Genomic DNA, 25,184 nt, shown 5'->3' with positions numbered 1-25,184 from the left:
CCAGCGCGGTTCGCTTGAAGAATGCGAACGTCTGACCTACTGCGGCGGGATCGCGATGTTGTCGCCGCCCGACGCCCCGAACGCCTGCTCCCGCAGCAACGCCAACTGGTCGCGCACCCGGGCTGCCTTCTCGAATTCGAGGTTGCGGGCGTGCTCCAGCATCTGCTTTTCCAGCCGCTTGATTTCCCGGGCGATGTCCTTTTCGCTCATGTCCTCGACCTTGGCGCGTTCCAGGTCGAGCTTGGCCATTTCCTTGCCCGTTTTCTCGCTGTAGACGCCGTCGATCAGGTCGCGCACCTGCTTGACGATGCTGCGCGGCGTGATGCCGTTGGCTTCGTTGTAGGCAATCTGCCGGGCACGGCGGCGCTCGGTTTCGCCGATGGCCTTCTTCATCGACTCGGTCATCCGGTCGGCGTAGAGGATGGCCTTGCCGTTCAGGTTCCGCGCTGCGCGGCCAATGGTCTGGATCAGCGAGCGCTCTGCGCGCAAGAAGCCTTCCTTGTCGGCGTCGAGGATCGCCACCAGCGATACCTCGGGAATATCCAGCCCCTCGCGCAGCAGATTGATGCCCACCAGCACGTCGAAGGTGCCCAGGCGCAGATCGCGCAGTATTTCCACCCGCTCGACCGTGTCGACGTCACTGTGCAGGTAGCGCACCTTCACCCCGTTGTCGCCCAGGTAGTCGGTCAGCTGCTCGGCCATGCGCTTGGTCAGCGTGGTGATCAGCACGCGCTCGTTCTTGTCCACGCGCACGCGGATCTCGCCCAGCACATCGTCCACCTGATGCGTGGCGGGCCGCACCTCGACCTCGGGGTCGATCAGTCCGGTGGGCCGCACCAGCTGTTCGACCACGTTGCCGGCATGGTCCTTCTCGTATTGCGCCGGCGTGGCCGAAACGAAGATGCACTGGCGCATGCGCTTTTCGAACTCCTCCATCTTGAGCGGCCGGTTGTCCAGCGCACTCGGCAAGCGGAAGCCGTACTCGACCAGCGTGGTCTTGCGCGCCCGGTCGCCGTTGTACATGGCGCTGAGCTGGCCGATCATCTGGTGACTTTCGTCGAGGAACATCAGCGCGTCCTTCGGCAGGTAATCGGTCAGCGTTGCCGGCGGGTCGCCTGGCGCAGCGCCCGAGAGGTGGCGCGTGTAGTTCTCAATGCCCTTGCAATGGCCGATTTCGGCGAGCATTTCGAGGTCGAAACGGGTGCGCTGCTCCAGCCGCTGCGCCTCGACCAGCTTGCCCGCCCCCACCAGTTCCTTGAGCCGATCGCCAAGCTCGATCTTGATGGTTTCCACCGCCGCCATGACCTTGTCGCGCGGCGTGACGTAATGGCTCGACGGATACACGGTGAAGCGCGGCACCTTCTGGCGGATGCGGCCGGTCAGCGGGTCGAAGAGCTGCAGCGACTCGATCTCGTCGTCGAACAGCTCGAAGCGGATCGCCAGCTCGCTGTGCTCCGCCGGGAACACGTCGATGGTGTCGCCCCGCACGCGAAAGGTGCCGCGGGCAAAGTCCTGCTCGTTGCGCAGGTACTGCATGCGGATGAGCCGCGAAATCAGGTCGCGCTGGCCGACCTTGTCGCCGACGCGGGCAATCAGCCGCATCTCCATGTAGTCCTCGGGCGTGCCGATGCCGTAGATGGCGCTCACCGTGGCCACGATGACCGTGTCGCGCCGCTCCAGCACGCTCTTGGTGGCCGACAGCCGCATCTGCTCGATGTGCTCGTTGATCGATGAATCTTTCTCGATGAACAAGTCGCGCTGCGGCACGTAGGCCTCGGGCTGGTAGTAGTCGTAGTAGCTCACGAAGTACTCGACGGCGTTCTTCGGGAAGAACTCTCGGAATTCGCTGTAGAGCTGCGCCGCCAGTGTCTTGTTGGGCGCAAATACGATGGCCGGGCGGCCCAGCCGGGCGATCACGTTGGCCATGGTGAAGGTCTTGCCCGAACCGGTCACGCCCAGCAGGGTCTGGAACACTTCGCCGTCGATCACGCCCTCGACCAGCCCCTCGATCGCTTTCGGCTGGTCGCCGGCCGGCGGATAGGGCTGGAAAAGCTCGAAAGGCGAGTCCGGATAGCGGATGAATTCCCCCTGTTTCGCCGGCCCGATCGGGTCCAGTTTCTTCAGGTCTGCTATGGCTTCGTTGTTCTCTGGCATGGCTGTTCCCGACAGGTGGCGCTCGCGCCGGTAAAATTCAAGGCAACCGGAAAGGATAAAGCCTCCTCCGGTTGCAGCGAAGCTTTCATCCCAAAGGACCTTTCCATGTCTATGTTCACCGCGGTCGAAATGGCGCCGCGCGACCCGATCCTCGGCCTCAACGAGCAATTTGCAGCCGATACCAACCCCAACAAGGTCAATCTCGGCGTCGGCGTCTATTACGACGACAACGGCAAGCTGCCACTGCTGCAGTGCGTGCAGGCGGCCGAGCAGAACATGATGAAAGCGCCCACGGCGCGCGGCTACCTCCCCATCGATGGCATTGCCGCATACGACAACGCTGTCAAGGCGCTGGTCTTCGGCGCCGACAGCGAACCCGTCACCTCGGGCCGCGTGGCCACCATCCAGGCCATCGGCGGCACTGGCGGCCTGAAGGTCGGCGCCGACTTCCTGAAGAAGCTCAACCCCAACGCCAAGGTGCTGATCAGCGACCCGAGCTGGGAAAACCACCGCGCGCTGTTCACCAACGCCGGCTTCGAAGTCGAAAGCTACCCCTACTACGACGCCGCCAAGCGCGGCATCAACTTCGACGGCATGCTGGCCGCGCTCAACGCAGCCCCTGCCGGCACCGTCGTCGTGCTGCACGCCTGCTGCCACAACCCGACCGGCTACGACATCACGTCGCAGCAGTGGGACCAGGTCGTCGCCACCGTCAAGGCCAAGGGTCTCGTGCCTTTCCTCGACATGGCCTACCAGGGCTTCGGCTACGGCCTGAAGGAAGACGGCGCCGCCGTCGCCAAGTTCGTCGATGCCGGCCTGACCTTCTTCGTCTCGACCTCGTTCTCCAAGAGTTTCAGCCTGTACGGCGAGCGCGTGGGCGCCCTGTCGGTGCTGTGCGAAAGCAAGGAAGAAGCCGGCCGCGTGCTGTCGCAGCTCAAGATCGCCATTCGCACCAACTACAGCAACCCGCCCACGCACGGCGGCGCCGTGGTGGCCGCGGTGCTCGGCAACCCCGAACTGCGCGCCCTGTGGGAACAAGAACTGGGCGAGATGCGCGTGCGCATCAAGGCCATGCGCCAGAAGCTGGTCGACGGCCTCAAGGCCGCCGGCGTGAAGGAAGACATGAGCTTCATCACCACGCAGATCGGCATGTTCAGCTACTCGGGCCTGAGCAAGGACCAGATGGTGCGCCTGCGCAATGAGTTCGGCGTGTACGGCACCGACACCGGCCGCATGTGCGTGGCCGCGCTCAACAGCAAGAACATCGAGTACGTCTGCGCCTCGATCGCCAAAGTCATCTAGGTGACAACAAGGTGTGAGGGAATCGCCTTCGCGACGATTCCTTCACATTCTGTGGAAGAAGGCCCCTCGCGGCGGGGCCGATGTAGGGGTAAGGCCCCCTGCAACGCAGCGAATGCGCTGATATATTGCACCGCAACATTCCACTCCAAGACCAGCGATGCTCTATCAACTCTACGAAGCCCAGCGTTCCCTGATGGAGCCGTTCTCGGACTTCGCACAGGCTGCCTCCAAGCTCTACGGCCAGGGCGCCGTGTGGGGCCAGCTGCCCATGGCCCAGCGCATGGCCGCCGGCTACGACCTGCTCTATCGCCTCGGCAAGGACTACGAGAAGCCCGAGTTCAACATCAAGTCCGTCAAGGTCGACGGCGAAGAGGTCGTGATCCAGGAGGCTGTCGAACTCGACAAGCCGTTCTGCGAGCTGCGCCGCTTCAAGCGCTTCACCGACGAGCCGCACATTCTCAAGACGCTCAAGAGCCAGCCCGTGGTGCTGATCGTGGCGCCCCTGTCGGGCCACTACGCCACGCTGCTGCGCGACACCGTGCGCACCATGCTGCAGGACCACAAGGTCTACATCACCGACTGGAAGAACGCGCGCCTCGTGCCGCTGTCCGAAGGCGAGTTCCACCTCGACGACTACATCAACTACGTGCAGGAGTTCATCCGCCGCCTGCAGGCCGAATACGGTAACTGCCACGTGGTAAGCGTGTGCCAGCCGACGGTGCCGGTACTCGCGGCCGTTTCGCTCATGGCCAGCCGCGGCGAACAGCTGCCGCTGACCATGACCATGATGGGCGGCCCCATCGACGCACGCAAGTCGCCGACCGCGGTGAACAACCTCGCGATGAACAAGAGCTACGAGTGGTTCGAGAACAACGTGATTTACCGCGTGCCGCAGGGCTTTCCGGGTGCGGGCCGCAAGGTCTACCCTGGCTTCCTGCAGCACACCGGCTTCGTGGCCATGAACCCCGACCGCCACGCCAGCAGCCACTACGACTACTTCAAGGACCTGATCAAGGGCGATGACGCCAGCGCCGAGGCCCATCGCAAGTTCTACGACGAGTACAACGCCGTGCTCGACATGGACGCCGATTACTACCTCGAGACCATCCGCACCGTGTTCCAGGAATTCGACCTGGTCAACGGCACCTGGGACGTCAAGAACCCCCAGGGTCAGGTGGAGCGCGTGCACCCGCAGGACATCCACTCGACCGCCCTGCTCACGGTCGAAGGCGAACTCGACGACATCTCGGGCTCGGGCCAGACCGAAGCGGCGCACAGCCTGTGCACCGGCATAGCCAATGACAAGCGCGAGCACTATGAAGTGAAAGGCGCTGGCCACTACGGCATCTTCAGCGGCCGCCGCTGGCGCGAACTGGTCTACCCGAAGGTGCTGAAATTCATCGCGGCCAACGACCAGCCCCAGAGCCGCGCCGGCAACCGCGGCGGCCTGGCCGCCGAAGACAGCATCAAGCCCGGCCGCAAGGTGCCCGCCGTCGCGGCCAAGAAGCTGCCGGCAAAGAAGGCCACGGCCGTGGCAGTGAAGAAGCCCGCTGCGCGCAAGAAGCCCGGCACCGGTGCGGCGCGCTGAAGAGCGCACGCAACCTCATCACCAAGTGAACGGGCTGGCCGCACGCATCAACGACGCACTGCCTCAAACGCAGTGCACACGGTGCGGCTACCCGGATTGCGCAGGCTACGCACAGGCCGTGGCTGACGGCGAGGCCGGCATCAACCAGTGCCCGCCGGGCGGCGCTGAAGGCATCGAGCGGCTCGCACTGCTTACCGGCCGCGCAACGCTCCCCCTCGATCCCCAGTTCGGCACCGAAGGCCCGCGTGCCATGGCCGTCATCGACGAGGCCTGGTGCATAGGCTGCACGCTGTGCCTCGACGCCTGCCCCACCGACGCCATTGTCGGCATCAACAAGCGCATGCACACCGTGATCGAAGCCCACTGCACGGGCTGCGAACTGTGCATTCCGGTCTGCCCCGTCGATTGCATCTCGCTCGAAGTCGAGACGCCGGGCCTCAGCGGCTGGCAAGCCTGGTCGGCCGAGCAGGCCGAAAGTGCCCGGCACCGCTACGAAGTGCATGGCAGGCGCCGCAACACCGACGCCCGGCTGGCCGAAACGGCGCCCGAGCCCGAAGCCCCGCAAGACGCCGGCGCCCGCAAGCGCGCCATCGTCGAAGCCGCCCTGGCGCGTGCCCGCGCCGCCTCGCAACAACGCCCACCAGCCACCAAACCATGACGCTCGACACCCTGCTCATCTACATCGTCGCTTCGCTCGCGCTGGCCCTGATTCCGGGGCCAACGATGCTGCTGGCGCTGTCCAACGGCATCGAGGGCGGCATGCGCCGCGCGAGCTGGGGCATTGCGGGTGCGTCGCTCGGCAGCATCACCCTGATCGCCGTCGTCGCGCTCGGACTGGGCTCTTTGCTGGCGGCCTCGGAGTGGCTCTTCAATGCGATCCGCGTCGCAGGCGTGGCCTACCTCGTATGGCTGGGCATCAAGCTGTGGCGCAGCGAAACCACCGACCTGCGCACCGCGCTGGCCAAGTCGCCGCTCGAAGTCCGTCCGCAGGGCCGTGTCGCGCTGCTGCGCAGCCTCATGGTGGCGCTGTCGAACCCGAAGACGGTGCTGTTCTTCGCGGCATTCCTGCCGCAGTTCGTCGACATCGCGAAGCCGCAAGGCCCGCAGTACCTGCTGCTGGGCGCGGTGTTCGTCGTACTCGATACCTGCGTGATGCTGGCCTATGCATCGGCCGGCACACAGGCCGTGCGCTTCCTCTCGCAGCGGGGCCTCAGGGCAATGAACCGCGGTTGCGCGGCCGGCATGTGGTTGCTCGCGGCTACGCTTGCGGTGTGGCGCCGCCCCGGCGCTTGAAGAGCAACAGCAGCACACCCGCCAGTACCACGGCCACCGCATACCACTCGAAGCGCGTGACCGCCTCGTTGGCGATCCACACGCCCAGCAGCATCGCGATCACCGGGTTCACGAAGGTGTAGCTCGCCGCCAGCGCGGCCGGCGCCCTGGCCAGCAGCACCATGTAGGCGTTGAAGGCAATCAGCGAGCCGAACACCACCAGATAGATCCACGCAGCGACCGCTTCGGCCTGCGGCGGCCAGTTCATCGTTTCGCCGGACACCGCGGCGAGCCCCATCAGCACCACGCCGCCGCAGAGCATTTCGCTCGCGAAGCCCATCGCACCGGACGCCAGCGGCAGGCTGCGCTGGCTCAGCACGCTGCCAAGCGACCAGCAGACGCAGGCAATGCAGATGGCAACCAGTCCTTCGGGCGAAGAGCGGAAGCCGCTGCCCTGCGTGAGCATCAGCACGCCGACGAGGCCGAGAGCGATGCCCGCGGCTTCGAGCCGCGACGGCTTCACACCCCAGATCAGATTGAGCAGCGCAATCAGCAGTGGAATCACCGCGATGAACGCCACCACCAGCCCCGAACCGATCGACACCTCGGCGTTCGCCGTGCCGCCCATGCCGCCGCCCAGCATCAGCGCGCCGACGATGAAGGCGTTGCGCCACTGCACCAGCGAGGGCCACGGCGCGCCGCGCCAGCGCATCCACGCTGCCAGCAGCACACCCGCGACCAGGAAACGCGAGCCCATCTGCAAGAACGGCGGAAAGCTGATCAGCGCGTACTTGATCGCGAGGTAGGTCGAGCCCCACACCACCCAGGTGGCGGCAAGGCAGAGCCACAGCAGCGGCGGCAATCCGGGGCGGCCCGCGGCTGGCGTGGCATGGGCGGGAGAAGCGAGGGTAGGCATGTCGAAGGTGTCTCTTCTGATTCTTGGTATTGGGTGCTGGTCATGGTATGAAAGCCATCCCTCGGCAGCCATGCAGATTTCATGGTTCTGCCCTCGCCAAACCGTCGATTTGAAGGAGTTTCATGGACTTTCCCTTGAACCCCGCGCTGGACGCCCATGACACCCGCATCCTCGCCGAACTGCAGGCCGATGCGCGCCTGACCATGGCCGAACTGGGCCGCCGCGTGCACCTGAGCCAGCCGGCAGTAACCGAGCGCGTGAAGAAACTGGAGGCTGCGGGCGTCATCAGCGGCTACCGCGCCACCGTCAACCTCGGCAAGCTGGGCTACGGCATCCGCGCGATCATCCGCGTCGGGCGCGCGGACTACGACCTCGTCGTGAAACTGGTGCAGGACACGCCCGAATGCGTCAATGCCTACAACGTGACCGGAGAGGACAGCTGGATCCTCGAGATCGCGGTGATCGACGTGAGCCACCTCGACGCGGTGGTCACCAAGTTCTGCATCCTTACCGAGACGGCGACCTCGATCATCCTGAATCCGGCGCGCGAGCATCAGGCGATGCTGCCGCCTCAGCGCTCGGACGTGAAGCCGCCGATCAGGAAGGTGCTCAACGCGTAGCTGCGAGCGCGCTGAACGCCGTCACCACCTCGGGCGGCGCCTGCACCATCTCGATGAGCACGCCCTCGCCCGCGATCGGAAACTCGTCGTTCGCCTTCGGGTGCAGGAAGCAGATGTCGAAGCCGGCTGCACCCTTGCGGATGCCACCCGGCGCAAAGCGCACGCCCTGCGCCGTGAGCCATTCGACGGCCTTGGGCAAGTCGTCGATCCACAGCCCCACGTGATTGAGCGGCGTCGTGTGAACGGCGGGCTTCTTCTCCGGGTCCAGCGGCTGCATCAGGTCGACCTCGACCTTGAACGGGCCCACGCCCATCGCGCAGATGTCTTCATCCACGTTCTCGCGTTCGCTCTTGAACGTGCCCGTGACTTCGAGCCCCAGCATGTCGACCCACAGCTTCTGCAGCCGCAGCTTGTCGGGCCCGCCGATGGCGATCTGCTGGATGCCCAGCACCTTGAAGGGGCGTGCGACAGTGGTCATGCGGCACAGCCTTCCGGCTGCTCCTGAACCTGCCGCGCATTCAGGCCCAGCTTGCGCAGCAGCACCGTGTCGGCTTCGACGTCGGGGTTGCCGGTAACGAGCAGCTTGTCGCCGTAGAAGATCGAATTTGCGCCCGCCATGAAGCACAGCGCCTGCACCGCGTCGCCCATCTGCTGTCGGCCGGCCGACAGGCGCACGCGCGCGGTCGGCATGGTGATGCGCGCGACCGCGATCATGCGCACGAAGTCGAAGGGGTCGACCGGGTCCGAGTCGGCCAGCGGCGTGCCGGGCACGCGCACCAGGCTGTTGATCGGCACCGATTCCGGGTACGGATTCAGGTTGGCCAGTTGCGCGATCAGCCCCGCACGGTGCACCGGTGCTTCGCCCATGCCGACGATGCCGCCGCAGCACACGCTGATGCCCGCGCTGCGCACATGGGCCAGCGTGTCGAGCCGGTCCTGGTAGGTGCGTGTGTCGACCACGTCGGTGTAGTACTCGGGCGCGGTGTCGAGGTTGTGGTTGTAGTAATCGAGGCCCGCGGCCTTGAGCTGGTGCGCATGGTGCGGCTCCAGCATGCCGAGCGTGGCGCAGGTCTGCATGCCGAGCCCCTTCACGGCCTCTACCAGCACGGCCACCTTCTCCACGTCACGGTCCTTCGGGGCGCGCCATGCGGCGCCCATGCAGAAGCGCGTGGCGCCAGCGTCCTTGGCGGCCTGCGCGGCGCGCAGCACCTCGTCGACCTCCATGAGCTTCTGCGCCTTCACGCCGGTATCGAACTCGGCCGACTGCGGGCAATAGCCGCAGTTCTCGGGGCAGCCGCCGGTCTTGACCGACAGCAGCGTGGCCAGCTCGATGTCGCCTTCGGGGAAATGCTGGCGGTGCACGGTCTGCGCCTCGAACAGCAGGTCCATCAGCGGCTTGTCGAGCAGCGTCTGGATCGCCTCGACGGACCACGGGCCCTCGGTCTTGGGGGCAGCGGCCTTCGCGGGCCGGTGCAGCGTGATCGCCTGTTGCAAGTCGTTGGCACCCATCAGTTGAACTCCAGAATGATTTGATCGACGGCGAGCGATTCGCCCTTGCCCGCCGAAATCTTGCCGACCACGCCGTCCTGCGTGGCGAACAGCACGTTTTCCATCTTCATGGCCTCGATCACGGCCAGCTTCTCGCCAGCGCGCACCTGCTGGCCCGGCTGCACCGACACCTCGACCAGCAGGCCCGGCATCGGCGACATCAGGAACTTGCTCAGGTCCGGCGGCGCCTTGTAGGGCATCAGCTCGAGCAGGCGCGCGCCCAGCGGCGACAGCACCATCGCCTCGATCTGCGTACCGTCGTGCGACACGCGCAGCGCCAGCGGGCTCTTGCCCGCGCCACGCTCCACCTGCGCGGTGAAGGGCTTGTCGTTGACCGTGCCCTGCACGCGGATCGCTCCCAGCGCCAGGCTGCTGTCGATCTTGTAGGTCTTGCCGCCCACGGCCACTGCGCTCGCGCCGGTCTTGCCATGGAAGTCGGTGACCGACACCGGATGGTGCACGTGCTTGCCTTCCGGCCCCAGCTCGACCACCACGAACTGCTCGCCCACCTTCACGCCGTGGCCTTCGAGCTGCCCGCTGATGCCCGAGGCACGCGCGCGGTAGCGGCGATGCACGTAGGCCGCGAGCGCGATCAGGAACGATGGATCGGCGTGCGGCACGTCTTCCGCGTGGAAGCCCTTGCCGTAGTGCTCGGCGATGAAGCCGGTGTTGAAGTCGCCCGCCACGAACTTCGGATGCGCCAGCAGCGCCGCCTGGAACGGAATGTTGCTGCTGATGCCGCGGATCACGAAGCCGTTGAGCGCCTCGCGCATGCGGGCAATCGCATGCTGGCGGTCCTTGCCGTGCACGATGAGCTTGGCGATCATCGAGTCGTAATACATCGGGATCTCGCCGCCGTCGTACACGCCCGTGTCCACGCGCACGCCTTGCAGGTGCTGCGTGTCGCTCGCGAACATGGTTTCGCCCGGCGGCTGGAACTTCACCAGCCGGCCGGTCGAGGGCAGGAAGTTGCGGAACGGATCTTCGGCGTTGATGCGGCACTCGATGGCCCAGCCGTTGCGCTTCACCTCGGCTTGCGTCAGCGGCAGCTTCTCGCCGGCCGCCACGCGGATCATCAGCTCGACGAGGTCGAGGCCGGTGATGCACTCGGTCACCGGGTGCTCCACCTGCAGGCGCGTGTTCATCTCCAGGAAGTAGAAGCTCTGGTCCTTGCCGACCACGAACTCCACCGTGCCTGCGCTCTGGTACTTCACGGCCTTGGCCAATTGCACCGCCTGCTCGCCCATCGCCTGACGCGTGGCGTCGGAGATGAAGGGCGACGGCGCCTCCTCGATCACCTTCTGGTGCCGGCGCTGGATCGAGCACTCGCGCTCGTTCAGATAGATCACGTTGCCGTGCGAGTCGCCCAGCACCTGGATCTCAATGTGGCGCGGCTCCTCGACGAACTTCTCGATGAACACGCGATCGTCGCCGAAGCTGTTGCGCGCCTCGTTGCGGCACGAGGTGAAGCCCTCGAAGGCTTCCTTGTCGTTGAAGGCCACGCGAAGGCCCTTGCCACCGCCGCCGGCCGAGGCCTTGATCATCACGGGGTAGCCGATGTCCTTGGCAATCTCGACGGCGCGCTCAGCCGTCTCGATGGCGTCGTTCCAGCCCGGAATGGTGTTGACCTGGGCTTCGTTCGCGAGCTTCTTCGAGGCGATTTTGTCGCCCATTGCCGCAATCGAATAGTGCTTCGGGCCAATGAAGGCAATGCCCTCTTCCTCGACCTTGCGCGCGAAGGCTTCGTTCTCCGACAGGAAGCCGTAGCCCGGGTGCACCGCCTCGGCGCCGGTCTTCTTGCAGGCGGCAATGATGCGGTCGGCCTGCAGGTAGCTCTCGCGGCTGGGCGCCGCACCGATGTGCACGGCCTCGTCGGCCAGTTCGACGTGGCGGGCTTCCTTGTCGGCGTCGGAATAGACAGCGACGGTGAGGATGCCCATCTTCTTCGCCGTCTGGATGACGCGGCAGGCGATTTCGCCACGGTTCGCAATCAGGATCTTCTTGAACATGTTCTTCTTCTCCGTGCCGCTCACAGTGGAATGTTCCCGTGCTTGCGCCACGGGTTCTCGAGCTTCTTCTCGCGCAGCATCACCAGCGAACGGCAGATGCGTTTGCGCGTCTCGTGCGGCAGGATCACGTCGTCGATGTAGCCGCGTGCGCTCGCCACGTACGGGTTGGCGAAACGGGCCTTGTATTCAGCCTCGCGGGCGGCGAGTTTTTCGGGGTCGTTCTTGTCCTCGCGGAAGATGATTTCCACCGCGCCCTTGGCGCCCATCACCGCGATCTCGGCACGGGGCCAGGCAAGGTTGACGTCGCCGCGCAGATGCTTCGAGGCCATCACGTCGTAGGCGCCGCCGTAGGCCTTGCGCGTGATGACGGTGATCTTCGGCACCGTGCACTCCGCATACGCGTAGAGCAGCTTGGCGCCGTGCTTGATGATGCCGCCGTACTCCTGCCCCGTACCGGGCATGAAGCCGGGCACGTCGACGAAGGTGACGACCGGAATGTTGAACGCATCGCAGAAACGCACGAAGCGCGCGGCCTTGATGCTGCTCTTGATGTCGAGGCAGCCCGCGAGCACCAACGGCTGGTTCGCAACGATGCCAATGGTCTGGCCTTCCATGCGGGCAAAGCCGATCACGATGTTCTTCGCGTAGTCGGGCTGAAGCTCGAAGAAGTCGCCGTCGTCCACTACCTTCAGGATCAGCTCCTTGATGTCGTAGGGCTTGTTCGGGTTGTCGGGCACCAGCGTATCGAGCGAGTAGTCGGGGCGGTCGGCCGGGTCGCCCAGGCCGTTGTTGCCCAGGCGCACCGGAGGCTTCTCGCGGTTGTTGAGCGGCAGGTAGTTGTACAGGCGGCGCAGCATCAGCAGCGCCTCGACGTCGTTCTCGAACGCCATGTCGGCCACGCCGCTGCGCGTGGTGTGGGTGATGGCGCCGCCGAGCTCTTCGGCCGTGACGCTTTCGTGCGTCACGGTCTTCACCACCTCGGGGCCGGTGACGAACATGTAGCTGCTGTCCTTCACCATGAAGATGAAGTCGGTCATGGCCGGCGAATACACGGCGCCGCCCGCGCAGGGGCCCATGATCATGCTGATCTGCGGCACCACGCCCGAGGCCATCACGTTGCGCTGGAACACGTCGGCATAGCCGCCGAGCGAGGCCACGCCTTCCTGGATGCGCGCGCCGCCCGAGTCGTTCAGCCCGATGACGGGCGCGCCGACCTTCATGGCCTGGTCCATCACCTTGCAGATTTTTTCGGCATGCGCCTCGCTGAGCGCGCCGCCGAAGACGGTGAAATCCTGGCTGAACACGAACACCAGGCGGCCGTTGATCATGCCGTAGCCGGTGACCACGCCGTCACCGGGAATCTTCTGCTCGGCCATGCCGAAATCGACCGAGCGGTGCTCGACAAACATGTCCCATTCTTCGAAAGTGTTGTCGTCGAGCAGCAGCTCGATGCGCTCGCGCGCCGTGAGCTTGCCCTTGGCATGCTGCGCGTCGATGCGCTTCTGTCCGCCGCCGAGACGCGCCTGGGCGCGACGCTTTTCGAGTTGTTCGATCAGTTCTTGCATGGTGTGCTTCCGAAGCTGTGGTCCTGAATTTCGTGTCTCATGGTCTGGCCGTGATGGCGGCTGCGGCGAGCAGGTTGCGCGCCGCGGTCGATGCCGGCAACGTGCCCTGCGCCACCAGCTGCGTGAGCTGGGGCAGCAGCTCGCGCACCTGCGGGTGATGCCTGAAGGCGTGCTTGAGTCCGGCGTCGATGCGCTCCCACATCCACGCGGTGGCCTGCTTCTCGCGGCGCTTGGCGAGCTTGCCGTTGGCGGTCTGAAGTTGCCTGAATTGCGTGACGGCGTCCCAGAAGGCATCGACGCCGGTGTTGGCAAGCGCGCTCAGCTGCAGCACCTTGGGGAGCCAGAAGCGCACCTCCACGCCGCTGTGCGCGTCGTGCACCGCATGCGCGTGATCGGGGTTGCCTTGGTGGCCGAAGAGACGCAGTGCCGAAGTGATCTGAGCCTGCGCGCGCGTGGCGGCGTCCTTGTCGATGTCGGCCTTGTTGATGACGACAAGGTCGGCCAGCTCCATCACGCCCTTCTTGATCGCCTGCAGGTCGTCGCCGGCATTGGGCAGTTGCATCAGCACGAACATGTCGGTCATGCCGGCCACAGCGGTTTCGCTCTGGCCCACGCCGACGGTTTCGACGATCACGATGTCGTAGCCGGCCGCTTCGCACACCAGCATGGCCTCGCGCGTCTTCTCGGCCACACCGCCCAGCGTGCCGCTCGAAGGGCTCGGCCGGATGTAGGCGCGCTCGTGCACCGAGAGCCGTTCCATGCGCGTCTTGTCGCCGAGGATGGAGCCGCCCGACACGGTGGACGACGGGTCGATGGTGAGCACCGCCACGCGATGGCCCTTGCCGATCAGCAGCAGGCCCAGCGTTTCGATGAAGGTCGACTTGCCCACGCCCGGCACGCCCGAGATGCCGAGGCGGAACGAGTTGCCCGTGCGCGGCAGCAATGCCGTGAGCAGTTCGTCGGCCTGCGTGCGATGGTCGGCGCGCGTCGATTCGAGCAGCGTGATGGCTTTTGCGATGGCGCGCCGTTGCGCCATGCCGTCGGTTTCGGCAACGGCGCGTTCGAGCGCCTGTGCCGTATTCAGCACGCAGCCTCCGAGGCCACGCGCCAGCGGTAGTGCAGGTCGACGCCCTCCCCGCCCTCGAGCACGAAGCCGTGCCGCAGGTAGAAGCGGTTGGCGTCGCTCTTCACGAGCGCGGTGAGCTTGATGTCCAGCCGCTGCGCGCGCGCCTGCGACTTGGCCCATTCGAGCACCCATTCACCGATGCCCAGGCCCTGGAAGCCGGTGCGCAGGTAGAGATGGTCGAGGCGCAGCGCGTCGCTGTCCTCGGGCTTGAGCGTGACGAAGCCGATGCGCTGGTCGCCGTCGAGCACGATGTGGTGCATGTACGGAACGACAAAGCCCGCGCTCAGGCGCTCGCGCGAACGCGCTGCATCGAAACGGCCCACGCGCTCCAGGCTCGGGCGCATCGCGTCGATGCGCAGGGCCAGCATGGCTTCGAAATCGCTGGAATCCACCGGCTGCAGCGACAGCCGCGACAAGAGATCGCCCACGTCGCGCCTCAGGCCGTGACCGCCGCGCGAATCTGCTCCAGCACGTCCTTGGCGCTGGCCGGAATGGGCGTGCCCGGTCCGTAGATACCCTTGACGCCGGCCTCGTAGAGAAAGTCGTAGTCCTGCCGCGGAATCACACCGCCGACGAACACGATGATGTCGTCCGCGCCCTGCTTCTTGAGCTCATTGATGATGGCCGGCACAAGAGTCTTGTGGCCGGCTGCGAGCGTGCTCACGCCCACTGCATGCACGTCGTTCTCGATGGCCTGGCGCGCGCATTCTTCGGGGGTCTGGAAGAGCGGCCCCATGTCCACGTCGAAACCCAGGTCGGCAAATGCCGTGGCCACCACCTTCGCGCCGCGGTCGTGGCCGTCCTGCCCGAGCTTGGAGATCATCACGCGCGGACGGCGGCCCTGCTCCTCCGCGAAGGCGTTGATTTCGGTCTTGAGGGCTTCCCAGCCTTCGGCGGAGTCATAGGCAGCTGCGTACACACCGGTCACCTTTTGCGTGTCGGCCCGATGGCGGCCGAATGATTTTTCGAGCGCGTCCGAAATCTCGCCCACCGTGGCGCGCAGACGCACGGCGTCGATGCTCAGCGCCAGCAGGTTGCCGGTGTTGTTCTCGGCGGCGTCGGTCAGCGCATCGAGCGCGGCCTGCACCCTGGCGGTGTCGCGCGAGGCGCGGATCTTCTGCAGCCGCGCCACCTGCTGGTCGCGCACCTTCACGTTGTCGATCGAGAGGCTGTCGATCGCGTCCTCGTTCTTCAGCTTGTACTTGTTGACGCCGACGATCACGTCCTTGCCGGAGTCGATGCGCGCCTGCTTCTCGGCGGCGGCGGCTTCGATCTTGAGCTTGGCCCAGCCGCTGTCGACCGCCTTGGTCATGCCGCCCATGGCCTCGACCTCTTCGATGATGGCCCAGGCCGCGTCGGCCATGTCCTGCGTGAGCTTCTCCATCATGTAGCTGCCGGCCCAGGGGTCGATCACGTTGGTGATGTGCGTCTCTTCCTGGATGATGAGCTGCGTGTTGCGCGCGATGCGGGCGCTGAACTCTGTGGGCAGCGCAATGGCTTCGTCGAGCGCGTTGGTGTGCAGGCTCTGCGTGCCGCCGAACACCGCGGCCATTGCCTCGATGGTGGTGCGCACCACGTTGTTGTACGGGTCCTGCTCGGTGAGCGACCAGCCCGAGGTCTGGCAGTGCGTGCGCAGCATCAGGCTCTTGGGATTCTTGGGGTTGAACTCCTTCATGATGCGGCACCACAGCAGGCGCGCCGCGCGCATCTTGGCCACTTCGAGATAGAAGTTCATGCCGATGGCCCAGAAGAAGCTCAGGCGCCCGGCAAAGCCGTCGACGTCGAGGCCCTTGGCCAGCGCGGTCTTCACGTATTCCTTGCCGTCGGCCAGCGTGAAGGCGAGCTCCAGCGCCTGGTTGGCGCCGGCTTCCTGCATGTGGTAACCGCTGATCGAGATCGAGTTGAACTTGGGCATGTTCTGCGCCGTGTACTCGATGATGTCGCCGATGATCCGCATGCTCGGCGCTGGCGGAAAGATGTACGTGTTGCGGACCATGAACTCCTTGAGGATGTCGTTCTGGATGGTTCCGCTCAGTTGGTCTTGCGCCACGCCCTGCTCTTCGGCCGCGACCACGTAGCCCGCCAGCACCGGCAGCACGGCGCCGTTCATCGTCATCGACACGCTGACCTTGTCGAGCGGGATCTGGTCGAACAGGATCTTCATGTCCTCGACCGAGTCGATTGCCACGCCTGCCTTGCCGACGTCGCCGGTCACGCGCGGATGGTCGCTGTCGTAGCCGCGGTGCGTGGCGAGGTCGAAGGCCACGCTCACGCCCTGCCCGCCGGCGGCCAGCGCCTTGCGATAGAAGGCGTTCGACTCTTCGGCGGTGGAGAAGCCGGCGTACTGGCGGATGGTCCAGGGGCGCACTGCGTACATGGTGGCCTGCGGGCCGCGCAGGTAGGGCTCGAAGCCGGGCAGCGTGTCGGTGTACTTCAGGCCCTGCAGGTCGGCGGCGGTGTACAGCGGCTTCACGGCGATGCCGTCGGGCGTGATCCAGTTCAGCGCGTTCACGTCGCCGCCGGGTGCGGACTTGGCAGCAGCCTTGGCCCAGGCTTCGAGGTCGGCGGGCTTGAAAGAGGGTTCGGGTGTGCTGCTCATGAAGGGGCCGTTCGCAGTGTCTTGCAGGGTATTCGCAAATTCGCCTGCACGGATTTGCAAGCCGGCCGCGAGTCTAACCGATCCATAATTATTAATTCAAACACCGTTTTTGAAGTACAGTCCGGCCCATGTCCGCCGTCACCCTCACCCCCCGCGCCCTCTATGAAGAGGTGGCCGAGCTGCTGCGCCAGCGGATCTTTCGCCGCGAGCTGGAGCCCGGCAGCTGGATCGACGAACTCAAGCTGGCCGAGGAATACGGCATCAGCCGCACGCCGCTGCGCGAGGCGCTGAAGGTGCTGGCGGCCGAAGGCCTGGTGACGATGAAGGTGCGGCGCGGCGCGTACGTGACCGAGGTGTCGGAGCAGGACCTGACCGACGTGTACCACCTGCTCTCGCTGCTGGAGAGCGACGCCGCCGGCGTGGTGGCCGAGCGCGCCACCGACGCACAGCGCGCCGAGCTGAAGGCGCTGCACGCCGAGCTGGAAGCAGCAGCCTCGCCCGAGAACCGGGAGCACTTCTTCGCCCTGAACGAGCGCTTTCACATGCGATTGCTGGCCATCGCCAACAACAAGTGGCGCGACCAGATGGTGGCCGACCTGCGCAAGGTGATGAAGCTCAACCGGCACAACTCGCTGCTGAAAGCCGGCCGGATCGCCGAGTCGCTGGCGGAGCACCGCTCGGTGATGGCGGCCATCGAGGCGCGGGACGCGGAAGCCGCCATGGCCCGCATGCGCGAGCACTTCCAGAACGGACTCGAAGCCGCGAACTAGCGCCTTTCAGCGCGGCGCGGCACCGGCGAGAAACATGTCGACGGCGCGCTGAACCAGCGCGTGAATCTGCTCTACCGACACGGGCTCGGGGTCGACCTGGAAGAGCCGCGCCTGGGTCTCCGCCGTGATCAACGTGGTGAACTGCAGCGCGGTCACGTGTGGGTCCCGGCGCCGTAGTTCGCCACGCTTCATCGCCGCATCCATGAACCCCGCGAGGGTTCGGATGTATTCGGCAGGCCCCGACTCCTGGAACTGCTGCCCCACGTCGGAGCGCCCGGCTTCGGCAAGAACCATCCGGTAGACCGCCAGCGCGTCCGCGTCGTTGGTCAGCACGAACAGCATCCGCTCGCCGAACCGCATCAATTGCGCCTCGAGCGTGGCGGTCTCGTTCGCCTCCTGCAACTCGGCCGCGGCCTCAGCCAGATGCGAAACGGCCACGGTTTGCACGACCGCCCTGAAGAGCTCCTCTTTCGAGGCGAAGTATCCGTACAGGGTGGCCTTCGACCCACCCAGGCGCTTTGCGAGCTCGTTCATCGACGTGCGCTCGTAACCCAGCTCCTTGAACAGCGCCACCGCCGCTTCAAGGATGACGTTGCGCCGCGCTTCTGTCCTGACCTTCATCGCATTTCCCTCAAAAGAATACCCAACTGTACAGTTTTCTTGACATCGCCAAAATCCACCTCAATAATGAACCGTACCGTACAGTTTTAAATCTGGACACGGTCGTTGCCCCTCTTCATTCACTTGTCCATTCACTTCTTCCCAATTCAAGGAACGCGATGCGTGCTCTTTCCGATGCCCCCAAGGCCATCACCCTGGCGGTCTGCCTGATCCTGACGGCGTGTGCCAGCACACAGCCGGTGCCGTATACCGGCATCGCCTCCGCGTCCCAGTTGCGACCCAGCCAGCATGACGACTCCGGCCGCATTCCATTCGAATACAAGGCAAACATCGACTGGCGGCGGTATTCGGATTTCGTCCTCGATCCGGTCGCCATCTACCGCGGCAGCGACGGCCAGTTCGAAGACGTGTCGGAAGAGGACAAGGTCTTCCTGGCGCGCTACATGCAGAACCAGTTCACCGACAAGCTGAATGCGCGCTTCCGGAACGCTCCTGGCAGAAACGCCAACGCCGTACGGATCAAGCTGACGCTCACCGGCGCCAAGACGAACACCGCCGTGCTCAGCACCTTCTCGCGCTTCGACCTGCTGGGCGGCCCGTACAACGCCGTGCAGGCCATCCGCGGCAAGGAAGGCGCGATGACGGGCTCGGTGAGCTTTGCCGTCGAAATCTACGACGCCTCGACCAACGAACTGCTCGGCGCCTACGTCACCAAGCAGTACCCGAATGCATGGAATCTCAAGGCCGGCATCGGGGCCCGGAGCGCTTCCATCGCAGGCATTGAAAACGGCGCCGACCAGCTGGTCGCGTACCTGCAATGACGACGGCGCTCTGGAGACGGCTGCGCAGGGCCTGCATCAAGTTGCAGTGCGCCTTCGCACGGGCCCGCCGGTCCAGGCTCGGCATCTTCCACGCGAAATGACTTCCTCCCTCACACACAGCCGGAGCATTCCATGACCTTCCTCAATTTCTTCCGCCTCGCGGGCATCACAGCCGTACTCGCCACGGCCCTCAATGCGCAGGCCGACAGCTTCACGTCGTCCGTGGCCTCCAGCGCCGGCTCCGCATCGAGCGGCAGCGTGTCGGCATCGCTGCGCGGTTCGAGCAAGAGTTCGTTCGACGGCGACAAGGTGGCCGAAGGCGACTACCGCATCACCGAAGTCGCGCAAGCCACCGGTCGCGAGGGCTTCACGCGCGTCGCGATGCAGAGCGACAGCGACGCGCAGCAGCGCATCGTGCTCGAACTGCCGCAAGCCACTTTCGCGAAGGAGCGCCTGGGCCTCGGCGACCTCGTGCACGCGCAACAGCGCACCTACGGCACCGCCTTCGCACGTGGCGACACGCGCGAGGCGTTCTACCTCGTGCTTGCCGACGATTGGTACGGGGGGCTTGCCGCGCGCCCCGTGAGCCTTTGACCGTCGCCCGCCGTCTGTTGCTGCTGGGGCTCTCAGCCTTCCTCGCCTTGGCGGGTGGCGTTGCGCACGCGGCGTCGTCGCAATTCTGCGATCGCGCGAAACCGCTCACAGCAGGTCAGCAGGATCGCTTGCTGCGCTTCACCGCCGTCGTGCAGGAAGCGCTTTCGAACACAGGCAGCGACGCCGTGCTGATCAGCCGCTCCGGACTCGATCTCTCGCGCTTTCAGATCCGCTACTCCCACGCCGCCATCGCCTGGAAAGCCGCGGACGGCACATGGTCCGCGCGGCAGCTGTACTACGCCTGCGACGAAGGACACCCGCGCCTCTACGACCAGGGCCTGGCCGGCTTCGTCATGGGCATCGACGACTCCGCGCTGGGCTACGTCTCCATCGTGGCCCTGCCCTCCGAAGCGGCACAGGCGCTGCGCGGCGCGGCGCTCGACACGCCGCGCGCCCTGCATCTGCTGGCTGCGCGCTACAGCGCCAATGCCTATCCGTTCAGCCTGCGCTACCAGAACTGCAACCAGTGGGTGATGGAGCTGCTCGCCGTGGCGTGGGGCGAGTTGCCCGACGGAGACGACCTGCGCGAGCGCGCCCAGCAATGGCTGCGCGAGGCGCCCTACAAGCCCGAGCCGGTCGATGTCGGCTCGCATGCGCTCGTCTTCGCGTCGAGCTTCGTGCCGCTGCTGCACCTGGACGACCACCCGCAGGACGACATCTATGCGCTGAAGCTGCGCGTCAGCCTGCCCTCGACCGTGGAAGCCTTCGTGCGCGAACAGCGCCCCGCAAGCGAGCGCATCGAGCTGTGCCACGACAGCAGGCAGGTCGTGGTGCACCGCGGCTGGGAACCCGTCTTCGACGGCTGCCAGCCCACCGGCGGCGATCGCGTCGTCCTTCTCGACTGAAACACTCAAGGGCAAACGACAGCAAATGAAGTACCTCTCCAGCTTTGCAGTTGCCCACGTCGCCGTGCTCGCGATGGTGGTCGGCGTCTTTCTGATGGACGGTTGCGCGCACAGGCAACCCGATATGTCCCCGAATGCTCCAGCCGCGCTTGCTTCGACACCGGCAAAGGGCTCCACCCCATGAACGTCCTGCTTCTCAGATCCGGAAACGGAACGCGCGACGAACTTGGCGGCGTGCTCGGAAGATGTGGCCTGGCTGTCGACGTGATCGACTCCCGCGATGCCGACGCGTGGCTTTTCACAGGCAAGCCGTACGCACTGATTCTTCTTGACGCCGCGCAACCGGCCGCCGCGCACGTGGCGATACGCTCCGTTCGCCGCAACAGCAGTGCCCCGCTGCTGGTGCTGACGCAACGAGACCAGGTGGCCGACCGTCTCGAAGGACTGGCGCAGGGCGCGACCGAGTACCTGGTCAAGCCTTGTGCACCGGCCGATCTGGTGGCGCGAGCCTGGGCGCTGGCGTCAGGCGGTCATGGTCCGGAGGCGGCCGTCCTGCGGCTGGCGGACCTGGCCATCGATCGCGCGAGCGGCAAGGCGTTTCGTCAAGGCGTGGATCTCGGCCTCAGTGCCACGCTGTTCGAGCTTCTGGACGCGCTGATGGCACGCAGAGGCCAGGTGCTGTCGCGCGCCGAGCTGATCAAGGCCGCGTGGGGATCAAGCACCGGCGAGCGGGACAACATGGTCACGGTCGGCATCCTCAGGCTTCGCCAGAAACTGGACGATCCGTTCGACCTGAAGCTGCTCCATACCGTACGCGGCGAGGGTTACGTGCTGGCGCTGCGCAACGATCACTAGGGCCGGACGGCCCCCAGTTCTAGGTCGACGTACCGGTTTCCCCGACGAGACGCTGCGCCGTCTCCAGCAGCAGCGGCGCGATGCGCACCACCATCGTGTCCTTGGGCAGAAGATAGGCGGGGCCGCCGCAACTCACGGAGTAGCGCTCGCCGCGCGGGCCCTCCAGTGCGAAGCCGATGGCGTGGATGTGCGGATTCCATTCGCCAAAAGAGCCGCAGTAGCCCAGCCGGTCGTACTCGTCGAGGCTGGCCATCAGGCCAGCCTCGATGGCGCTCCAGCTTTCCCCGCTTTCGGTCCGGATCTGCTCCAGCAGTTCGGCTTTTTCCGGCGCGGGCAGCGCCGCCAGGTAGGCGCGCCCGGCGGCCGAAGTGGCGATGGCCATGCGCGTGCCCACCTCGATGCGCGAGCTGATGACCACGGAACGCGGCCGCAGCGAATCGATGACGAGCATGTCGAGCTCGTCGCGCACGCCCATGTGCACGCTCACGCCGGCCGACTCCGACAACGCCGCAAGGTGCGGCCGCGCCACCGTGCGCAGGTCGAAATGGCGCAGGTAGCGGCTGCTCATGTCCAGCAGCGCCGGGCCGAGGCTGAAGCGCTCGCTGTCCTGCGACTGTCGCAAATACCCCGCACTCACCAGCGTGGCGGTGAGCCGCGACACCGTGGCCTTGGGGATGCCCGTGGTGTCTGCCAGTTCGCGATTGCCTATCGGTGCCGATGCCATGCCGATGACCCGGAGAAGGGCCAATCCCCTGGCGAGCGCACTTACTTCTTCTTTGCCGCCAATCGCGTCATTCATGTATCCAAACCTTTTTATGTCCCTGATGCTCCTCATTTTTCAGCAAAAAACGGTTGACGCGCCACTTATCGTGAAGTAGCGTTTTTTGGAACAACGTTTCAACTGAAAAATTGCGGGTCGTGACAGGCCCGCTTCCCGGGGAGAAAGCGCGTGATGCGCTTAGGGTTCAGGCGGCTTGCGTGACAGGCTCGCGCGCCATCGCCATCACCTCGTGCGCAGGCAGCGTCTTGAGCCGGTGATCGCTCCAGACCTGGCGCCAGCGGCGCGCGCCCGGCAGGCCGTTGCGCAGGCCCAGCATGTGCCGCGCGATCGACCACCACTGCGTGCCGTGCTCGGCCGCCTCGCGGGCCATGTAGTCGCACATCAGCGACTCGACCTCTTCGCGCGTCAGGGGCTGTGCCTCGGCACCGAAGAACTCGGCGTCCCATTCGGCCAGCCACCAGGGGTTGTGATACGCCTCGCGCCCGACCATCACGCCGTCGAGCAGACGCAGGTGTTCATGCACCTGTGCATTGACCGAGATGCCGCCGTTGATGGAAAAGCACAACGCCGGAAACTCGTGCTTCAGCCTGTGCACCAGCTCGTAGCGCAGCGGCGGAATCTCGCGGTTCTGCTTCGGGCTCAGGCCCTGCAGCCACGCATTGCGCGCATGCACGATGAAAGTCTGGCAGCCAGCCTCGCTCACCTGGCCGACGAAGTCGCGCACGAATTCGTAGCTCTCGATCTTGTCGATGCCGATGCGATGCTTGACCGTGACGGGCACGCTCACCACGTCGACCATCGCTTTCACGCAGTCGGCCACCAGCTGCGGCTCGTTCATCAGGCAGGCGCCGAACGCGCCACGCTGCACGCGCTCGCTCGGGCAGCCGCAGTTGAGGTTGATCTCGTCGTAGCCCCACTCTTCGCCGAGCTTTGCGCAGTGCGCAAGGTCAGCCGGTTCGCTGCCGCCGAGCTGCAGCGCCACCGGATGCTCTTCAGCGTTGAAGCGCAGGTGGCGGGGCACGTCGCCATGCACCAGCGCGCCGGTCGTCACCATCTCGGTGTAGAGCAGCGCGTGGCGCGACAGCAGGCGATGGAAGTACCGGCAATGGCGGTCCGTCCAATCCATCATCGGGGCGACCGAGATGGTTTTCTCTTTTAAATTCAATGGCTTAGCGTTGTCACTCATACACTTGGAACCCCGCCAACCGTTCGAAGACCAGGGATCCGACCTCGCTCGCCGGTCCTGTCAGCATCTGCACGGGCATCGGCTACATCAAGCCGGTAGTTTCTCACGCGGCAACGATTCAGGGGATTCGCGCGCGACAGAAGATCGCTGCCCTGGGGCAGGCGGATGAAGTAGTCCGCCTGCCCGCCGACCGCCTAGAAGTTCTTCACCGTGTCCAGTTGAGCCTGGGTCAGGCCCCGCTGGTAAGCGAAGTTGGTCCGGAAGTTATTGGCAATGTCCGCAAGCTGCGTATCCACTTCGGTCGCCCTTGCCGTGATGTCCGTGGCAACGAGGCCCGTGTCCGTGCCCGACATCACCAGGAAGTTCATCAGCGTGACGCTGCCGCCTGCCGGGACCGAGATGTTGAACTGGAATAGCACGTCATCGGTCCCGGCTCCAACGCCAAGTGCCGTGTCGGACCTGTAGTTGACGACATCCGCAGTGCCGAATGCAAAACCGACATCCCGATCTCCGACATTTCCACTGTTCGACTTGTAGTCCCACGTGCTCAGCGCTTTCTGGGTTGCGCCCGGCGTGGGGTAGATGATGCCCAAGCTGTCGGAGCCGAGGTTGGTCGCGTAGGACACCACGGCATCGATAGGCGCGGCGGTGGTATTGCGGAAGACATCGGTCATGCGCGCCCACAGCAGGTTGGGTTGCGTATAGAACGTGCGCTGCACCTCGAGTCCGTTGAGGGTTCTCACGCCAGTGCGCACGTTCTGCACGATCTTCGAGGCCGAAACCGTCCAGCCCGTGCCTGCGGCTTCGAAGTCGCCATTGACGACGAATTCCGTGTTGGCACCGTCCTTGACGGACACGTTGTCAATGGCCGAACCGCTAACCCATACCCGCTGCTCGAACGACAGCACCACGGTCTGGCCGACAAACGCTGCCAGCGAGGCCGAGCCCCACGTTCCGGAAACCCCATTGAGATCGACCTTGAAGAGCGTCGCCAACAGCGCGCCCGCCGTATCGCGCACAACCACCTGGCCGAACTGGCCCGGATCCGACATCGGAGCAGCGGCATTGCCTGGACTGGGAACTCCATCCCAGACCAGCGAGATCCCGGGTCCGACGGCACTGCCAAGGTTCAAGGTCTGCTGGAGACGAACCTCGGCGCCCGCGTGCAGATAGGCGTACCCACCTGTGGTTTGCAGGAAATTGGTATCCGAGGTGAAGGTCACCGCCTTGACGCCGTCCGAAGGCCCCATCTCCGGGCCCAGTGCGGTCAGTTCCGCGTAGGTCTGGTCTGAAGGGAATCCGGCCTGCACGCCGCCGACGTCCACGAGCAGATGCAAGGTCCCGTCGAACTGGTCGTCACCTCCATCCTCGATCGAGAAGTCCTCATTCAGGTCCCAGATATTGGCCTGTCCGGGCGCGATGGAACGATCACCATCGGTCGCGGCAACGGTTTGCAGGAACGCCGTGCCGGCCGGCAGGGACGTCGGCGTTGCAAGCTCGGGTGCCGTAGGTACGACAGGGCCGGGATCGGGCACCGGCGCTGGCACAGGAGGCGCCACCTCGGGTGCAGGAGCGGGCGGCGCACTCGCAATCGGGGGAAACGCAAACCCACCACTGCTTCCCCCGCCTCCTCCGCACCCGGCCAACACTGCCGCACCCACCATCGTGAGCGAAAACTTTCTACGGTCCATTACTTTTCCTAGGTGATTTTTTGGAATGTCCCAAGCAGTCCTCGGCTTCCGGATTTCGGGCCTTGCCGATCAGACGTGATCACGCGAGCCCGGAAATGCAACAGCAATCAGGCCTCACGTAACCAAAGACATCTGGGCGAAAAGCATTCGTCCCGACACCGCCAGATGGAGGAGATCGACGTCGGTCGATCAGCTACGGCAGCTTGGCTGTGCACGCAAAAGTGCACAGATTTGATTGAATCGATTTACTTCTCTCTAGAC

General features: G+C 65.2%; 23 protein-coding genes. 10 read left to right on the top strand and 13 right to left on the bottom strand.

The window, feature by feature from the left end:
- Positions 1-36 precede the first annotated feature (36 nt).
- Positions 37-2,154 carry an excinuclease ABC subunit UvrB gene (uvrB, locus tag ACN9MV_RS13070; protein WP_093052341.1) on the bottom strand — a complete coding sequence of 706 codons (2,118 nt, stop codon included), beginning with the start codon at positions 2,152-2,154 and terminating at the stop codon, positions 37-39.
- Between the two features lie 105 nt (positions 2,155-2,259).
- Between uvrB and ACN9MV_RS13065 the strand changes: the two genes are divergently transcribed.
- The 4 genes from ACN9MV_RS13065 (at position 2,260) to ACN9MV_RS13050 (ending at position 6,337) form a co-directional block, all read left to right on the top strand.
- Entirely contained in the window at positions 2,260-3,456 is a 1,197-nt protein-coding gene (locus ACN9MV_RS13065) for an amino acid aminotransferase (protein ID WP_093052344.1), read from the top strand.
- A 157-nt stretch (positions 3,457-3,613) separates the two neighbouring features.
- Positions 3,614-5,044 (top strand): polyhydroxyalkanoate depolymerase, encoded by a 1,431-nt coding sequence (locus tag ACN9MV_RS13060; protein WP_093052347.1) that lies wholly within the window; start codon positions 3,614-3,616, stop codon positions 5,042-5,044.
- A gap of 25 nt (positions 5,045-5,069) precedes the next feature.
- On the top strand, positions 5,070-5,702 hold the full coding sequence (locus tag ACN9MV_RS13055) for an RnfABCDGE type electron transport complex subunit B (RefSeq protein WP_426392596.1): 633 nt from the start codon (positions 5,070-5,072) through the stop codon (positions 5,700-5,702).
- Positions 5,699-6,337 (top strand): LysE family translocator, encoded by a 639-nt coding sequence (locus ACN9MV_RS13050; protein WP_093052353.1) that lies wholly within the window; start codon positions 5,699-5,701, stop codon positions 6,335-6,337. The genes ACN9MV_RS13055 and ACN9MV_RS13050 overlap by 4 nt, the downstream gene beginning before the upstream one ends.
- Here the strand turns inward: ACN9MV_RS13050 and yedA are convergent.
- Complete coding sequence (gene yedA, locus ACN9MV_RS13045; RefSeq protein ID WP_426392594.1) at positions 6,303-7,232, bottom strand: drug/metabolite exporter YedA; 930 nt, start codon at positions 7,230-7,232, stop codon at positions 6,303-6,305. The genes ACN9MV_RS13050 and yedA overlap by 35 nt on opposite strands.
- Positions 7,233-7,354: 122 nt before the next feature.
- Between yedA and ACN9MV_RS13040 the strand changes: the two genes are divergently transcribed.
- Positions 7,355-7,852, top strand: coding sequence for an Lrp/AsnC family transcriptional regulator (locus tag ACN9MV_RS13040; protein WP_093052359.1), 498 nt, complete (start codon positions 7,355-7,357; stop codon positions 7,850-7,852).
- Here ACN9MV_RS13040 and ACN9MV_RS13035 read toward each other — a convergent pair.
- From ACN9MV_RS13035 to scpA, 7 genes are read right to left on the bottom strand one after another with little or no spacing between them, the layout of a single operon-like run.
- A complete protein-coding gene (locus ACN9MV_RS13035; RefSeq protein WP_426392592.1) occupies positions 7,842-8,330 on the bottom strand; it encodes a VOC family protein in 489 nt (162 codons plus the stop codon). The genes ACN9MV_RS13040 and ACN9MV_RS13035 overlap by 11 nt on opposite strands.
- Positions 8,327-9,361: a biotin synthase BioB gene (gene bioB / locus ACN9MV_RS13030; protein WP_093052365.1), complete on the bottom strand. Its 1,035-nt coding sequence runs from the start codon at positions 9,359-9,361 to the stop codon at positions 8,327-8,329. Before bioB ends, ACN9MV_RS13035 begins: the two co-directional genes overlap by 4 nt.
- Complete coding sequence (accC, locus tag ACN9MV_RS13025; protein ID WP_426392590.1) at positions 9,361-11,409, bottom strand: acetyl-CoA carboxylase biotin carboxylase subunit; 2,049 nt, start codon at positions 11,407-11,409, stop codon at positions 9,361-9,363. The genes bioB and accC overlap by 1 nt, the downstream gene beginning before the upstream one ends.
- A 20-nt stretch (positions 11,410-11,429) precedes the next feature.
- Positions 11,430-12,974 carry an acyl-CoA carboxylase subunit beta gene (locus ACN9MV_RS13020; protein ID WP_093052368.1) on the bottom strand — a complete coding sequence of 515 codons (1,545 nt, stop codon included), beginning with the start codon at positions 12,972-12,974 and terminating at the stop codon, positions 11,430-11,432.
- Between the two features lie 37 nt (positions 12,975-13,011).
- A complete protein-coding gene (gene meaB, locus ACN9MV_RS13015; RefSeq protein ID WP_426393163.1) occupies positions 13,012-14,010 on the bottom strand; it encodes a methylmalonyl Co-A mutase-associated GTPase MeaB in 999 nt (332 codons plus the stop codon).
- Positions 14,011-14,054: 44 nt separating this feature from the next.
- Positions 14,055-14,528 carry a GNAT family N-acetyltransferase gene (locus tag ACN9MV_RS13010; RefSeq protein ID WP_093078050.1) on the bottom strand — a complete coding sequence of 158 codons (474 nt, stop codon included), beginning with the start codon at positions 14,526-14,528 and terminating at the stop codon, positions 14,055-14,057.
- Between the two features lie 8 nt (positions 14,529-14,536).
- Positions 14,537-16,699 carry a methylmalonyl-CoA mutase gene (scpA, locus tag ACN9MV_RS13005; RefSeq protein WP_426392588.1) on the bottom strand — a complete coding sequence of 721 codons (2,163 nt, stop codon included), beginning with the start codon at positions 16,697-16,699 and terminating at the stop codon, positions 14,537-14,539.
- Positions 16,700-16,827: 128 nt separating this feature from the next.
- Here scpA and ACN9MV_RS13000 point away from each other — a divergent pair, with 128 nt between their 5' ends.
- Complete coding sequence (locus ACN9MV_RS13000; protein WP_093052379.1) at positions 16,828-17,469, top strand: GntR family transcriptional regulator; 642 nt, start codon at positions 16,828-16,830, stop codon at positions 17,467-17,469.
- Positions 17,470-17,475: 6 nt separating this feature from the next.
- On the opposite strand, the gene ACN9MV_RS12995 is transcribed toward ACN9MV_RS13000, so the two are convergent.
- Complete coding sequence (locus ACN9MV_RS12995; RefSeq protein ID WP_093052382.1) at positions 17,476-18,090, bottom strand: TetR/AcrR family transcriptional regulator; 615 nt, start codon at positions 18,088-18,090, stop codon at positions 17,476-17,478.
- A gap of 158 nt (positions 18,091-18,248) precedes the next feature.
- Between ACN9MV_RS12995 and ACN9MV_RS12990 the strand changes: the two genes are divergently transcribed.
- The 4 genes from ACN9MV_RS12990 to ACN9MV_RS12975 all read left to right on the top strand — a co-directional run bounded on the left by ACN9MV_RS12990 (position 18,249) and on the right by ACN9MV_RS12975 (position 21,265).
- Positions 18,249-18,911 carry a DUF3313 domain-containing protein gene (locus tag ACN9MV_RS12990; RefSeq protein ID WP_307614496.1) on the top strand — a complete coding sequence of 221 codons (663 nt, stop codon included), beginning with the start codon at positions 18,249-18,251 and terminating at the stop codon, positions 18,909-18,911.
- Between the two features lie 132 nt (positions 18,912-19,043).
- On the top strand, positions 19,044-19,505 hold the full coding sequence (locus ACN9MV_RS12985) for a hypothetical protein (RefSeq protein WP_426392585.1): 462 nt from the start codon (positions 19,044-19,046) through the stop codon (positions 19,503-19,505).
- The gene (locus ACN9MV_RS12980) at positions 19,502-20,410 is read left to right on the top strand and encodes a DUF2145 domain-containing protein (protein ID WP_426392584.1); all 909 of its coding nucleotides are present in this window, start codon (positions 19,502-19,504) and stop codon (positions 20,408-20,410) included. Before ACN9MV_RS12985 ends, ACN9MV_RS12980 begins: the two co-directional genes overlap by 4 nt.
- A 180-nt stretch (positions 20,411-20,590) precedes the next feature.
- Positions 20,591-21,265 (top strand): winged helix-turn-helix domain-containing protein, encoded by a 675-nt coding sequence (locus ACN9MV_RS12975; RefSeq protein WP_426392582.1) that lies wholly within the window; start codon positions 20,591-20,593, stop codon positions 21,263-21,265.
- A gap of 19 nt (positions 21,266-21,284) precedes the next feature.
- Here the strand turns inward: ACN9MV_RS12975 and ACN9MV_RS12970 are convergent, their stop codons facing one another.
- From ACN9MV_RS12970 to ACN9MV_RS12960, 3 genes are all read right to left on the bottom strand, one after another.
- On the bottom strand, positions 21,285-22,064 hold the full coding sequence (locus ACN9MV_RS12970; RefSeq protein WP_093078044.1) for an IclR family transcriptional regulator: 780 nt from the start codon (positions 22,062-22,064) through the stop codon (positions 21,285-21,287).
- 166 nt (positions 22,065-22,230) lie between these two features.
- A complete protein-coding gene (gene dusA, locus ACN9MV_RS12965; RefSeq protein ID WP_093052401.1) occupies positions 22,231-23,232 on the bottom strand; it encodes a tRNA dihydrouridine(20/20a) synthase DusA in 1,002 nt (333 codons plus the stop codon).
- Between the two features lie 194 nt (positions 23,233-23,426).
- Complete coding sequence (locus ACN9MV_RS12960) at positions 23,427-24,767, bottom strand: hypothetical protein (protein WP_307614493.1); 1,341 nt, start codon at positions 24,765-24,767, stop codon at positions 23,427-23,429.
- Positions 24,768-25,184: the final 417 nt, after the last annotated feature.

The sequence above is a fragment of the Variovorax sp. R-27 genome (genome assembly GCF_049913215.1).
Lineage (GTDB): Bacteria > Pseudomonadota > Gammaproteobacteria > Burkholderiales > Burkholderiaceae_C > Variovorax.
The sequence above is the reverse complement of the archived record's forward strand: the minus strand, read 5'-3'. Positions and strand labels throughout refer to the sequence as shown.

Bases quoted from the DNA above. Each gene is read 5' to 3' on its own strand.
- uvrB (WP_093052341.1), bottom strand. From the start codon at position 2,154: ATGCCAGAGAACAACGAAGCCATAGCAGACCTGAAGAAACTGGACCCG.
- ACN9MV_RS13065 (WP_093052344.1), top strand. From the start codon at position 2,260: ATGTCTATGTTCACCGCGGTCGAAATGGCGCCGCGCGACCCGATCCTC.
- ACN9MV_RS13060 (WP_093052347.1), top strand. From the start codon at position 3,614: ATGCTCTATCAACTCTACGAAGCCCAGCGTTCCCTGATGGAGCCGTTC.
- ACN9MV_RS13050 (WP_093052353.1), top strand. From the start codon at position 5,699: ATGACGCTCGACACCCTGCTCATCTACATCGTCGCTTCGCTCGCGCTG.
- yedA (WP_426392594.1), bottom strand. From the start codon at position 7,232: ATGCCTACCCTCGCTTCTCCCGCCCATGCCACGCCAGCCGCGGGCCGC.
- ACN9MV_RS13040 (WP_093052359.1), top strand. From the start codon at position 7,355: ATGGACTTTCCCTTGAACCCCGCGCTGGACGCCCATGACACCCGCATC.
- ACN9MV_RS13035 (WP_426392592.1), bottom strand. From the start codon at position 8,330: ATGACCACTGTCGCACGCCCCTTCAAGGTGCTGGGCATCCAGCAGATC.
- bioB (WP_093052365.1), bottom strand. From the start codon at position 9,361: ATGGGTGCCAACGACTTGCAACAGGCGATCACGCTGCACCGGCCCGCG.
- accC (WP_426392590.1), bottom strand. From the start codon at position 11,409: ATGTTCAAGAAGATCCTGATTGCGAACCGTGGCGAAATCGCCTGCCGC.
- ACN9MV_RS13020 (WP_093052368.1), bottom strand. From the start codon at position 12,974: ATGCAAGAACTGATCGAACAACTCGAAAAGCGTCGCGCCCAGGCGCGT.
- meaB (WP_426393163.1), bottom strand. From the start codon at position 14,010: ATGGCGCAACGGCGCGCCATCGCAAAAGCCATCACGCTGCTCGAATCG.
- scpA (WP_426392588.1), bottom strand. From the start codon at position 16,699: ATGAGCAGCACACCCGAACCCTCTTTCAAGCCCGCCGACCTCGAAGCC.
- ACN9MV_RS13000 (WP_093052379.1), top strand. From the start codon at position 16,828: ATGTCCGCCGTCACCCTCACCCCCCGCGCCCTCTATGAAGAGGTGGCC.
- ACN9MV_RS12995 (WP_093052382.1), bottom strand. From the start codon at position 18,090: ATGAAGGTCAGGACAGAAGCGCGGCGCAACGTCATCCTTGAAGCGGCG.
- ACN9MV_RS12990 (WP_307614496.1), top strand. From the start codon at position 18,249: ATGCGTGCTCTTTCCGATGCCCCCAAGGCCATCACCCTGGCGGTCTGC.
- ACN9MV_RS12985 (WP_426392585.1), top strand. From the start codon at position 19,044: ATGACCTTCCTCAATTTCTTCCGCCTCGCGGGCATCACAGCCGTACTC.
- ACN9MV_RS12975 (WP_426392582.1), top strand. From the start codon at position 20,591: ATGAACGTCCTGCTTCTCAGATCCGGAAACGGAACGCGCGACGAACTT.
- ACN9MV_RS12970 (WP_093078044.1), bottom strand. From the start codon at position 22,064: ATGAATGACGCGATTGGCGGCAAAGAAGAAGTAAGTGCGCTCGCCAGG.
- dusA (WP_093052401.1), bottom strand. From the start codon at position 23,232: ATGAGTGACAACGCTAAGCCATTGAATTTAAAAGAGAAAACCATCTCG.